At 41.6% G+C, this 13,022-nt stretch carries 14 protein-coding genes; 2 read left to right on the top strand and 12 right to left on the bottom strand.

The annotated features are described in order from the left end of the window. Positions 1–118 precede the first annotated feature (118 nt). The 5 genes from LI162_RS09340 to LI162_RS09360 all read right to left on the bottom strand — a co-directional run bounded on the left by LI162_RS09340 (position 119) and on the right by LI162_RS09360 (position 5,292). A complete protein-coding gene (locus tag LI162_RS09340; protein WP_020436471.1) occupies positions 119–1,363 on the bottom strand; it encodes a 3-isopropylmalate dehydratase large subunit in 1,245 nt (414 codons plus the stop codon). Between the two features lie 17 nt (positions 1,364–1,380). Continuing rightward, entirely contained in the window at positions 1,381–1,875 is a 495-nt protein-coding gene (locus tag LI162_RS09345; protein WP_055148288.1) for a LeuD/DmdB family oxidoreductase small subunit, read from the bottom strand. Between the two features lie 59 nt (positions 1,876–1,934). Beyond that, positions 1,935–3,185 carry a 3-isopropylmalate dehydratase large subunit gene (locus tag LI162_RS09350; RefSeq protein ID WP_015529636.1) on the bottom strand — a complete coding sequence of 417 codons (1,251 nt, stop codon included), beginning with the start codon at positions 3,183–3,185 and terminating at the stop codon, positions 1,935–1,937. A gap of 4 nt (positions 3,186–3,189) precedes the next feature. Further along, positions 3,190–3,669 (bottom strand): 3-isopropylmalate dehydratase small subunit, encoded by a 480-nt coding sequence (locus LI162_RS09355; RefSeq protein ID WP_015529635.1) that lies wholly within the window; start codon positions 3,667–3,669, stop codon positions 3,190–3,192. 111 nt (positions 3,670–3,780) lie between these two features. After that, positions 3,781–5,292: a CoA-transferase gene (locus LI162_RS09360; RefSeq protein WP_055161697.1), complete on the bottom strand. Its 1,512-nt coding sequence runs from the start codon at positions 5,290–5,292 to the stop codon at positions 3,781–3,783. A 202-nt stretch (positions 5,293–5,494) separates the two neighbouring features. Between LI162_RS09360 and LI162_RS09365 the strand changes: the two genes are divergently transcribed. Continuing rightward, on the top strand, positions 5,495–5,755 hold the full coding sequence (locus LI162_RS09365) for a helix-turn-helix domain-containing protein (protein WP_055161700.1): 261 nt from the start codon (positions 5,495–5,497) through the stop codon (positions 5,753–5,755). A 26-nt stretch (positions 5,756–5,781) separates the two neighbouring features. Beyond that, a complete protein-coding gene (locus LI162_RS09370) occupies positions 5,782–6,165 on the top strand; it encodes a helix-turn-helix transcriptional regulator (protein ID WP_015529627.1) in 384 nt (127 codons plus the stop codon). A gap of 74 nt (positions 6,166–6,239) precedes the next feature. Here the strand turns inward: LI162_RS09370 and LI162_RS09375 are convergent, their stop codons facing one another. From LI162_RS09375 to LI162_RS09405, 7 genes are all read right to left on the bottom strand, one after another. Then, positions 6,240–8,135, bottom strand: a complete 1,896-nt coding sequence (locus LI162_RS09375; RefSeq protein WP_227156364.1) for an ABC transporter ATP-binding protein — start codon at positions 8,133–8,135, stop codon at positions 6,240–6,242. Further along, positions 8,135–9,886 (bottom strand): ABC transporter ATP-binding protein, encoded by a 1,752-nt coding sequence (locus LI162_RS09380; protein WP_227156366.1) that lies wholly within the window; start codon positions 9,884–9,886, stop codon positions 8,135–8,137. The genes LI162_RS09375 and LI162_RS09380 overlap by 1 nt, the downstream gene beginning before the upstream one ends. Further along, positions 9,883–10,341 carry a MarR family winged helix-turn-helix transcriptional regulator gene (locus LI162_RS09385; RefSeq protein WP_226865947.1) on the bottom strand — a complete coding sequence of 153 codons (459 nt, stop codon included), beginning with the start codon at positions 10,339–10,341 and terminating at the stop codon, positions 9,883–9,885. Before LI162_RS09385 ends, LI162_RS09380 begins: the two co-directional genes overlap by 4 nt. A 228-nt stretch (positions 10,342–10,569) precedes the next feature. Beyond that, positions 10,570–11,268, bottom strand: coding sequence for a DUF975 family protein (locus tag LI162_RS09390; protein ID WP_227156367.1), 699 nt, complete (start codon positions 11,266–11,268; stop codon positions 10,570–10,572). A 264-nt stretch (positions 11,269–11,532) separates the two neighbouring features. Further along, positions 11,533–12,060, bottom strand: coding sequence for a EutP/PduV family microcompartment system protein (locus LI162_RS09395; RefSeq protein WP_015529623.1), 528 nt, complete (start codon positions 12,058–12,060; stop codon positions 11,533–11,535). 20 nt (positions 12,061–12,080) lie between these two features. After that, complete coding sequence (locus LI162_RS09400) at positions 12,081–12,515, bottom strand: BMC domain-containing protein (protein WP_015529622.1); 435 nt, start codon at positions 12,513–12,515, stop codon at positions 12,081–12,083. Positions 12,516–12,526: 11 nt separating this feature from the next. Continuing rightward, positions 12,527–12,892: a BMC domain-containing protein gene (locus tag LI162_RS09405; RefSeq protein ID WP_020436463.1), complete on the bottom strand. Its 366-nt coding sequence runs from the start codon at positions 12,890–12,892 to the stop codon at positions 12,527–12,529. Positions 12,893–13,022 lie beyond the last annotated feature (130 nt).

Genomic DNA, 13,022 nt, shown 5'->3' on the forward strand with positions numbered 1-13,022 from the left:
ATCCCAAGTAGACTTGTCTTTAAGAGGATAATAAGCTTCTACCATGGCTTTTTGAACAGTTACAACAAATTTCATCTTAATTGTTGTAATCGATAGCTTTTAATATTTCTATATTATCTTATTCCGGATTCACAATCTTCCCGGCAACTGCACATGCCGCTGCTGTTCTCGGGCTTGCAAGATAAATCTCTACCTTAGATGTTCCCATACGCCCAAGGAAGTTTCTGTTATTCGTTGCTACAACTCGTTCTCCGTCAGAAAGGATTCCTCCTGTTCTTCCGCAGCACAGTCCGCAACCCGGATGTGTGATGATTGCACCTGCTTCTGCCAGAATGTCCAGCGTCCCGTCTGCCAGTGCCTGTCTGTAGATCTTGCGGCTTGCCGGTGTAACGATCAACTTCACAAAGTCCGCAACTTTCTTCCCTTTGAGTACTTCTGCTGCAGCTCTGAGGTCTTCCAGACGTCCGTTTGTACAGGATCCAATGAATACCTGATCAATCTCTGTTCCCTCTAACTCACTAACGTCTCTAATCTTATCAACCTGGGACGGACATGCCATAACCGGAACGAAATCCTCTGCCTTATATGTCATTGTCTTCATATAGACAGCATCTTCATCTCCAACAAGGCTTTTCTGGTAGTCGTTGAGTTCAATCTCACAATATTCTGCCGTCTTCTCATCTGGTGTGAAAAGAGCACATTTTGCTCCTGCCTCGATTGCCATGTTTGCCATTGTCATACGGCTTGCAACTGACATATTCTCAATCGTGCTTCCCGAGAATTCCAGTGCTCTGTAAGTTGCTCCGTCCGCACGGAGATCTCCGATCAGTCGGAGAATGATATCCTTGGACATTACATTTTCCGGAAGTTCTCCGTCAATCACAACTTTGATTGTCTCCGGAACTTTGATCCACATTGTACCGGTTCCGAGAATACTTGCCATTTCTGTATAACCGATTCCGGATGAAAATGCACCGACACAACCATAAGTTGTCGTATGGCTGTCTGTTCCGAATGCGATATCTCCAGGTTTCACATATCCGGCTTCTGTCATCAACTGGTGACAGATTCCGTCGCTTCTATGTACGTGAGTCAATCCATATTTTTCTACAAATTCATCTCCTTTGTGGAAATGTCTTGTGTCATCCTGCTGGCTTGCCGGAACCAGGTGGTCATAAATCAAAACCACTTTATCCGGATCGTGAAGCTTTGTAAATCCCATCTCTTCAAATTTATCTGCTACAAAAGGAATGAAAATATCATGGATCATGCATCTGTCAACATTGACTGTCACGATATCTCCCGGCTTTACTGCCTTTCCTGTATTATGTCTGATAATCTTTTCAATAATCGTCTCGCCCATCATGCTCTCCTTTCTGCTCAATCCTCAAGTCCATTCAGCTTGCGCATAGCTTTTACAAGTCCGCCTGCCTGAATGATGCTCATCAGATTCTCCGGCAGAGAAGCGATCGGATATTCTTTGCCATTATAGTCTACATGCTGATTCATCACGACATCAATTGTGTCGCCTTCTTTCATATCATCATGCAGATCCGGCTGCTCGATCAAAAGCAGACCATTGTTGATTGAATTGCGGAAAAAGATTCTTGCAAATGATTTTGCGATCACACACTGGATTCCAAGTGCTTTGATGATCTCCGGTGCCTGCTCTCTGGAAGATCCACATCCAAAGTTCTTTCCTGCAACGATGATATCACCTTTCTGGATCTGTCCTGCCAACTCCGGACGAAGCGGACTGAATCCATACTGTTTCATATCGTCAATTGTTTTCAGTGCAAGATACTCTGTCGGGATGATGATATCAGTATCGATATCATCTCCGAGTACCCACACCTTTCCTGTAAATTTATCCATAGTTCACCTCAAAATATATAAGTTCTTCTCTGTGTAAATTATCTCTTGTTCCCATCACCTTACAGATCAGATGCAAGTGCGATCTCACCCTTAATTGCTGATGCTGTAACTGTTGCTGCGGATCCAAGATATACTTTTGAACTTGGGTGTCCTGCACGACCCTTGAAATTACGTGTTCCTGTACTGATCAGAACTTCGTTTTCACCGATAACTCCCTGGCAGCTTCCCCAGCAGACGCTGCAATTCGGATTCATTACAATTGCACCTGCCTCCATGAAAATGTCAAGAAGTCCTTCCTTAAGAGCCTGGCGGTAAATTGTCTGGCTTGCCGGAACAACAAGGAAACGGACCTTATCTGCAACTTTCTTTCCTTTGATGACTTCTGCTCCGACACGAAGATCTTCAATACGTCCATTATTACAAGAACCTAAAAATGCTTCATCAATCTTAATTCCACGCACTTCCTTTGCCGGACTTAAATTATCTACAAAATCAGGTTTTGCCACGACCGGTTCCACCTTAGATAAATCGATTGTATACTCTCTGATGTAATGTGCATCCGGATCACTGTGGAATACAGCTTTCGGCTCACGGCCATGCTCTTTCAAATATTCCATTGCTTTTTCATCTGCCTCGAAGATACCCGTCTTGGCTCCGGCTTCTACTGCCATGTTGCAAAGTGCGATACGATCACTGATGCTCAGTGTCTTTGCTCCTTCTCCTGTGAACTCCATCACCTGATAGTTACATCCGTTCGCACCAACCTGGCCGATAATCGTCAGGATCAGGTCTCTTGCATAAACACCTTCCGGAAGTTCTCCGATCAGATTGAATTTCACTGATTCTGGAACGAGTACCCAGGACTGTCCTGTCACCATTCCATAAAGGAAGTCTGTACATCCGACACCTGTACCGAACGCTCCGAGTGCTCCGTAAGAACAAGTATGGCTGTCAGCTCCGAAGATCAGTTCTCCCGGACGGACATAGTTCTCCATCATAACCTGATGGCAGACACCCTTTCCTTCCCAGAAGTCAATCCCGTTCTCTTTTGCAAAATCTCTCATTTTCTTCTGAGATGCCGCTGTCTTCGGACTGTCTGATGGCACATTATGATCCACAATGAATACCAGTTTCTTCGGATCTGCAATACGAGGATTCTTTAATTTGTTATTATACATATCCACAGTAAGATGCGTCGTTCCATCATTACTCATCATTCTGTCCAATGTTACTGTATGGATATCTCCCGGTTTTACGCTGTCCACACCGGCTGCAGCAGCGATGATCTTCTCTGCGATTGTCATTCCCATAGTTCTAGTCCTCCTTATTCAGTGAAGCGATCAGTCCACCCTGATTCAGAATATTCTGCATATACTCCGGCAGCTTTGTACAGGAATAAGTCTTTCCATTCGCCTCAGCTGTTCCGTCAGACATGCGAAGTTCCATTGTATCGCCTGTCTTCACCTCATCCGGAAGTTCCTTACAGACAATAACCGGAAGTCCGATATTGATTGCATTTCTATAGAAGATTCTTGCAAATGATTTCGCAATGACAGCCTGTACTCCAAGTGCTTTGAGCACACCCGGTGCCTGCTCTCTGGAGGATCCACAACCAAAATTCTCTCCTCCGACTACGAAATCTCCCGGTTTTACTTTTTTCGCAAAATCCGGATCTAAAGATTCAAATGTATGACTTTTCATCTCATCTAAGTTCGGCAGAAGCAGATACTGGGATGCGATGATCTGATCTGTATCAAGATCATTATGAAATTTAAAAATTGTACCTTTTTCCATAATAATAATGTCCTTTCTGTTGTCCTGTGGATAAATTGTATCAATTTAACGTGATGAAGTCCATGAACTATTTTAACAAATCTTCATCTTATTTTGCATTGATTTTCTATATCATACTTCCACTTCGAATGGCAGAAGATCTAAAATATCTTTCTGCACATCGATTCCAGGATATACTTCTATCAATTTCAGCCCCTTCGGTGTCAGGCGAAACACACAGCGTTCAGTCACATAAAGTACCTTCTGTCCATTTGCGATTGCACGTCTGGCAGAAAAACTGATACTCTTGACTCGATCTACAAATTTCGAAATAGAACCTTCCTTCTCAATTTCAACAATCCCCTTCTTCTGTGAAACTTCCAGTCCTTTTGCCGTAAAGCTGAAACAGAAAACAACGGTTGGTGTCTTAGCTGTGATATTCGCAAATCCTCCGATTCCGGCAAACGCTCCCGGTCCACGGTGTGCATTCACATTTCCTTCTTTATCCACTTCAAGCGCGCCCATAAAGCAGACATCGAGACCACCATTATCATAAAGGTCAAACTGGTTTGCCATATCATAGACAGATGCCGCACCGATCATTGCTCCAAATGCTTCTCCTGAAACCGGAAATCCTCCGATTCCTCCGGACTCAACCGTCAATGTCACCATATCAAGCATTCCACTCTTTCTTGCAAAACGAGAAACCATCTCCGGAATGCCGATTCCAATATTTACAATATCATCTACACGTAATTCCTTCGATGCACGTTTTCCGATGATATTTGCCACCGTATTGTTCTTTGACTGTTTCACTGAGACAGAATCTAAACGCTCACTCCATGTGTTCCACTCTTCATATGGAATCTCAAAGCTTCCAGTCAGTGCTGTATAGGCTTCATTTCTTGCTTCCGGTTCTGCCACAACGATCGCATCTACCAGACATCCCGGAATAATTGCATTTCTCGGTCGTGACGGGGTGTCCACCAGGCGGTCTACCTGTACGATCACCTTGCCGCGATTCGCTTTTACTGCCTGACAAATAGACAGCGCATCACCGGACATAAACATATCGTCAAAAGTAATATTTCCCTTTCGGTCTGCTGCTGTTCCTTTAATCAATGCAATATTAATTTTCGGTAATTTATAATAGAGAAATTCCTCTCCATCCACTTCCACATGCCTGACCAGTGAATCATCAATTGAGATTCTGTTAATTCCAGGCCCTTCTTTTCTTGGATCTACAAATATATCCAAGCCAACCTTTGAAAGTGCACCCGGGAGACCTCCGGCCTGTGCACGGATTGCATGTGAAATGCATCCAAGCGGAAGATTGTATGCCTCAAACCGGTCTTCTAAAACCAGTTTCTTTGTACTGAGCATTGCTCCAAAATGCCCGCAGATAAGCTTGTCCACAGCACCCTCTCTGATGTATCCTTCTGCATTATGTTCATCATCCCAGACACCAAAACCGGCACTGGAAATCATTGTCAGATGTGTTGGGGACTGCATCTTCTGGTATCTTCTGTAAATTGCTTCGTGAAGTTCAATTGGATTCTCTATTCCGACAAATGAATTCACACAGATACAGTCTCCGTCCCGAATCAGCCGGATTGCTTCATCGGCAGTCATTATTTCATACATGGCGTGTTTTCTCCTAGTTCTCTAAAATATCTTTGGAATACATTATACACTATCTTCAGAGATCAATCATTACAAATCATACAATTATTTTCCATTTGTCTCATTATTCCAACCATTTGGTTACTCAATTCCATGTAAAATCATTAAAAGTGCAAAAAACGAGACAAACCTGTTCACACTATTTGCAGGAGGGATTAGAACTATGCCAAAACGAACACCTACTACCGGAGAGAAGAATCTGATCGGCAAAAGGCTCATTGAACTTCGTCGGCAACACCATATGTCACAGAGACTTTTAGCTTACAAACTCCAATTGCGCGGATATGATATGGACAAAAATGTAATTACACGAATAGAAACCAACAAACGTTACGTTACAGACATAGAATTGAAAGCTCTAACTGAGATCTTCGACGTTTCTTATGAATATCTCATTGAGGGAAAAGACATCCTTGAACCTTAACGGATGATAGAAACGGAGGTGAAACTATGGCAAATATTCAACTTGCGGATAATCTACGGCGTTTGAGAAAGCAATATAACTACACACAGGCTCAGATCGGCAAAAAGCTGCATATCACTCATCAGGCTTATTCAAATTATGAAACCGGTGTACGTGAACCAAACCTTCAACTTCTTGCTGAACTATCCTGGATCTATCACACCTCTGTCGACTCGCTTATCACTCAGTACTGCAATGCAAAGAATCCATCATCAGTTGAAGTAAAAAACTATTTCTGTATTAAAATTGAAAATAGTGAAAACGACATTCTTCTTACAAAAAATGAAGTGAATTTACTTTTGAAATACCGTTCTGCTGGAGAAGCTGAACGTAAACTTGCACATGAAGCTTTAGATTTTACTGAACGTTGATTTCTATTTCAAAAAGAACTGAACCCATTGACATTAATTATCTGGGTTCAGTTCTTTTTTATCTCTACTTTCTTCTACGCTGATATTGCATTTCCTGTATACAGCTGATAATACTTACCTTTCTCTTCAATCAACTGGTCGTGTGTACCTCTCTCGATAATCCTTCCCTGTTCAAGTACCATGATACAGTCAGAATTACGAACTGTTGACAAACGGTGTGCGATCACAAAGGTAGTACGCCCATGCATCAGCCGGTCCATACTTTCCTGGATAATACGCTCTGTGCGAGTATCGATTGAACTTGTTGCCTCATCCAGAATCAATACCGGTGGATCTGCTACTGCCGCACGGGCAATCGCAAGAAGCTGTCGCTGTCCCTGACTTAAGTTTGCTCCATCTCCGGTGATCACCGTGTCATATCCTTCCGGAAGTCTGCGGATAAATCCATCTGCATTTGCCAGCTTTGCCGCTGCAATGATTTCTTCATCTGTTGCATCCAGCTTTCCAAAACGAATATTATCTTTCACTGTACCAGTAAACAAATGTGTATCCTGCAATACGATTCCAAGAGAATGTCGAAGATCTGCTTTCTTGATCTTGTTAATATTAATTCCGTCATAGCGGATCTTACCATCCTGAATATCGTAGAAACGATTGATCAGATTTGTAATTGTCGTCTTACCGGCTCCTGTTGAACCTACGAAAGCAATCTTCTGCCCCGGTTCTGCATATAGCTTCACATCATGAAGGACGATTTTGTCATCATTGTATCCGAAATCCACTCCGTCAAATACAACATTTCCTTTTAACTCAACATAATCAACAGAACCATCTGCCTGATGTGTATGTTTCCATGCCCAGCGGCCAGTACGTTTCTCACTTTCTGTCAGTTTTCCATTCTCTTCTTTCGCATTAACTAATGTAACATAACCTTCATCCACTTCCACTTTTTCATCCAGAAGTGTAAAGATACGCTCCGCACCTGCGAGTGCCATAACAATCGCATTCAGCTGCTGGCTCACCTGGTTGATCGGCATACTGAAGCTTTTATTAAATGTAAGAAAACTTGCCAGACCGCCCAATGTAAATCCACCGACATGGTTAAGAGCAAGTGCACCTCCAACGATTGCACACATTACATAACTGATATTTCCAATCTGCGCATTCATAGGGCCGAGGAAGTTTGCATAAGTATTTGCACGGTCTGCGCTTACAAACAGATTCTCATTCAACTTTTTGAATTCTGTCTTACTTTCTTCTTCATGACAGAATACCTTCACAACCTTCTGGCCGTTCATCATTTCTTCAATATATCCGTTGACCTTACCAAGATTCTTCTGCTGCTCAAGGAAATATTTTCCACTCTGTCCGGCAGCTTTCTTTGTTCCCCAGATCATGATCGCAACCATAACCATCGTCACTGCTGTCAGTGGAATATTCAAGATCAGCATACTGATAAATACACTGACAATTGTAAATCCACTGTTGATAATCTGCGGAATACTCTGGCTTACCATCTGTCTGAGTGTATCAATGTCATTCGTGTAGATTGACATAATATCACCATGCGCATGTGTATCGAAATATTTAATTGGAAGTTTTTCCATGTGACTGAACAGATCATTTCTCATGTTCATCATCATTCCCTGTGTCACATTGATCATAATTCGGTTGTAAGTATAAGTTGCCACGATTCCGACTCCATAAAAGCAAGCAACTTTTCCGATTGCATGTGCAAGCGGTGTAAAGTTCGGTGTATCACTGGACAATAAAAACGGTGTAATGTATTTATCAATCAAATCTCTTGTGAACATTGTTCCCTGAACATTTGCAATAACTCCTACAAAAATAAGGATGAATACTATAATGCAGTGAAATTTATAATCCCGGAAAATATAATCCATCAAACGTTTAAGTAATTTCCCAGGATTTTCCACTCTATTCTTTGGTTTTCCCATTGGTCCGCGCATTATGCTTCACCTCCATTTTCATCAAAATCTCCGCCTCCCTGTGTCTGAGACTCATATACCTCGCGATAAATCTCATCTGACACAAGCAGTTCATCATGTGTTCCGAATCCATGAATCTTTCCTTCATCCATCACAATAATACGGTCTGCATCCTGAACACTGGATACACGCTGTGCAATGATCAGCTTTGTCGTATCCGGAATCTCTTCACGGAATGCACGTCGGATCTTCGCATCTGTTGCAGTATCAACAGCACTTGTACTGTCATCAAGAATCAGGATCTTCGGCTTCTTTAGCAATGCTCTTGCAATACAGAGTCTCTGCTTCTGACCACCGGACACATTGTTTCCGCCCTGTTCAATATGCGTATTATATTTATCCGGGAAGCGCTCGATAAATTCATCTGCACAGGCCAGTTTACATGCCTGGATACACTCTTCATCTGTCGCTTCTTTGTCTCCCCAACGGAGATTGTCTAAAATACTTCCTGTAAATAAGACATTTTTCTGAAGCACTACAGACACCTGATTACGGAGCACCTCAAGATCATATTCTTTTACATTTTTTTCACCAACCAGAATCTCTCCGTCCGTGACGTCATACAGACGACTGATCAGATTGACCAGACTTGTCTTCGCACTTCCGGTTCCTCCGATAATTCCAATCGTTTCTCCGGAACGAATCTCCAGATTGATGTCTTTGAGAACCTTCTCTGCACTGTCTTTCTTATAAGAAAAGTCTACATTTTTAAATGTAATGCTTCCGTCTGCGACTTCATATACCGGATGCTCTGGATTGTGAATATCTGTTTTTTCATTCAGCACTTCCGCAATACGGCGCATACTTGCCATACTCATGGAAATCATGACGAAAACCATCGAAAGCATCATAAGACTCATAAGAATATTCATACAATAGGCAAGAAGACTCATCAGTTCTCCGGTTGTAAGAGAATCCACAACAATCATCTTTGCACCAAACCAGCTGATTAAAATGATACAGGTATAAACTGTAAACATCATGATCGGCGCATTCCAGATAACATTCTTCTCTGCTTTTACAAAAATATCATAAATATTCTTACTTGCGCGTTTGAATTTACTTGTCTCTTCCTCTTCTCTTACATATGCCTTTACAACACGGATTGCAGAAACATTTTCCTGAACAGACTCATTCAATGCGTCATATTTCGGAAATGCCTGTTGGAAATATGCAGTTGCATGACGGATAATAAAAAACAAAATAATTCCAAGAATCAAGACTGCCACAAGATAAATACTTGCCAGCCTTGCATTGATTGCAAGTGCCATCACCATCGCACATATCATACTTGCCGGTGCTCTCATCATCATACGTAACATCATCTGATACGCATTCTGCACATTTGTTACATCTGTTGTCAGACGCGTTACCAGTCCTGCTGTACTGAAATGATCAATATTTGCAAACGAATATGTCTGAATCCGATCAAACATTGCATTTCTCAAATTCTTTGCGAAACCTGTAGAAGCCTTTGCTCCATAACGTCCTCCCGCCATTCCGGCAAGCAGGCCTAAAAATGCTGCTACGATCATGATTCCACCCACTTTATAAATGTGGTGGATATCACCCGTATTAACCCCTTTATCAATGATCGATGCCATCAAAAACGGGATCAATGTCTCAAATAAAACTTCAAGAATCATGAAAATCGGTGTCGCAATCGATGCTGTCTTATACTCTTTTACTTCTTTTAATAAAGTACGAATCATGAATTCTCTCCTCTCATTTTTCTTAGATTGAGATGAACCTTATGAGTCACTCTCAAAAATGCCTGTAATTCTTCTTCGGTAATTCCTTCTTCCAGTTCTGCGTCCATTCGCTTGAAAATCTCTCCAAGCTTTTCGTGACTTTCGCGTCCTGCCTCTGTCAGCATAACCTTTTTCAACCTTGCATCACTCGCAACCGAAGCACGACAGACAAGTCCTTTCTTCTCTAAAGCCTGAATGATATTCGTTACTCCCGAACGGCAGATTCCGAAATACTTCTCTATGTCTTTCTGATAAATCTCTGCATCCTGATGTTCATAGAGATAACGCAAAATCCATCCATGCATAAGGGTTACTTCATCCAACCCTTCCGCTTTTACTCTCGCCTCAAGTAATTTTGAAATGGAACGATCCATTTTATGTACCTGTGGACCGATATGAAAATGTTCTTCACACAAAATTGTAATCCTCCTTTCTATCTTCACACGCAGGAACTGTTTACCAGTGAATTGTTCATTTGTGAACAGTTCCCACATAAACAAGTTTATCACATTGGTTTTTAATGTCAATAGAAAATATTAAGTTGTCTTCTATTTTTATTTTGCAAAAGAAAAGCTCACAGCTGATCATATACAACCAGCCGTGAACTTTTTATTCTAAGTTTCATAATATGAATGAATCTATATTTACATTCTATCTCTCAGCACATGATACAACTCTGCCTCTGTATAATACTGATACGGATTTACATAAAGGAAAGTTAAGATTCCAAACGTACATGCCCCCAGCAAATTCCAGCCGATAAAGGAAAGATCCAGCACAAACGCATCCCATTTATTCCCCATCATCATTCGTTTGCTCTCCGCAAAAATCTCCTGTCTGCTCATCTCCGGATGGTCAAGCAGAAGATACGGTACCATTGCATATTCATATCCTTTGATCACACCGGGAACAATAAATAACAGTGACCACAATGTAAGATAAATTGTTTTCAGAAGCATCGTCATACGTACTGTCTTATTGCAATCTCTTACCATACGGAAAATATCTTTCACATCCTGTCTTCCGTCTCTTCCATTTTTGAAAAATTTACAACAGCCGACAGTCATTGGATTCCATAGGAAATAGGCAATAGCCAGATATACAATAAATGAAATTACAACCACAACTGCTACAGTTGCTGCAATCCCAAACATTAGGATCGGATGAAAACCTTGTATCGAAGTTTCCACCTCACTATTCTTATTTTTTAGTACATTATAAGAATGCGTAAATCCATTTCCCAAAAGAAATGTATAAATCAATGCTGCAAGAACAGAATACCAATAATTCTGTTTCAACAGGAACTTTGCTCTTCCCTTTAATTCACTTCTTGTCCACAACATAAAAATCCCTCCTGATGTCATTCTGTTGATCGAACTGATTGCTACATAATCATTATAGCATATTTCATCTTCCAGAAATATCTCAAGAGGGATATTTTTCTTAATTTGTAACTGTTCAGAGCCAAGCAAAATTTCAAAAATAGATGTAAAATGCTTGCATTTTTAAGACGGTTTTTGAAATTTTATTTGGCGGATACGCCACACCTTCAAAATGCGTAGCATTTTGAAGGTTGGCTCTGAACAGTCACCTTAATCTTTTGATATCTACATGCCATCCGGATACTCTACTCCTTCCGGTAGTGGATCCCAGTCATTCAATCCCAATGACTGTTTATATCTGGCACGATCCAATGTCAGTATTTCCACAGGCTCATTCAGATAATCCATGAGCTCTTTGATACCTTCCCGCGTCTTATTATTTACTTCGAAAATGCGCTCACATCCGGCATTCTTCATCCAAAGTCTCACCATATCAACATTTGCGTACGGTGAATCAATCTTTGTAATGATTCCGATCAATGGACGTTGGATAAAACATCTGCTTCCAGGTCCGAACAGATTGAACGGTTCATCTGCAGCCTGCACCATAGCAATCACGTCTGCCTCAAATGAAAAACAGGCAAGTCCAACACTGAAATGCTTAGACTCTGCATACTCTCCCGGAGAGTCGATCGTATCATCTTCTGTATTCGTATACTGTGTCTTCACATAATGCAGTTCTTCTCCCTTAAGAGCCTGCGTCAGTGAAGTCTTCCCCGCTTCACTTCTCCCCATCAAAAATATCTTTTTCATCCTGTTACGCCTCTGTCTTCTTAACTTCTATGAACCTCGCACACTGCAAAGCCAAGTCTCTCATTAAAAAATCGAACTACTTCTTCCACCGCTGTCTGTACCTGTGTCAATCCGCCGGTCAGAATTAGTGTCCCGCAGAATCTGTCCATAAATCCAATCTCAACATCTGCGCTCTTGAATGCTACATCTGCAGCAACCACAACTGCTTCCCACGGTGTAAAACGCAGAAGTCCGATAGACTCTCCTGTGTGATCCTCACCTTCATGAGTTCCAATATGTAATCCCAGATTCTGGTAAATAACCTCATCTGATCTACTGATAATATGCGCCATGCAGACTTCCTTCCCCGGCACGCGCACACGAGTCATACGAAGCTTCTTTCCTTTCAGATTCTCATAGTCATCATGAAACAGACGCTCCATGAGCTCTTCTCTCGTTATACGTTCCCGTTCCATAAGCGCACTTCCTATCGTTTTGTAATATCACAGACTACATAACCAAGAGAATCTCTGAAATAATCCACAACTTCTGTCAATGCAGATGTAACATCAGAAATCTCTCCTGTAATAATCAGTGTGCCTGTAAAACGGTCTGCGAATCCAAGATAAACATTACCGCTTTTCACTGCAATATCAGATGCGATAACTGCTGACTCCGGTGGAGTCATATTCATAATTCCAATTGCAGAAGAACGATAATCCAGATGTGGATTTAATCCGAGTTTCTGATAAATAATCGGAGCCGGACCTCCCATTACATGTGCAAATGTAATCTCCTTACCTGCAACTGTTTCCTGTACAATTCTAATCTGTTCTCCGTGATCATTCGCCATCTGTCAGTTCCTCTCTTTCACATAGATTCTGTAATTCTCATTCATACAATCCTGTATGTTAATCCACTAACATTCTCTGTTCACAGCCAGTCTCGTTACTGTTCACACGATGTGACCAGCAACACATCTC

The sequence above is a fragment of the Mediterraneibacter sp. 210702-DFI.3.120 genome (assembly GCF_020561005.1).
Lineage (GTDB): Bacteria > Bacillota > Clostridia > Lachnospirales > Lachnospiraceae > Mediterraneibacter > Mediterraneibacter faecis.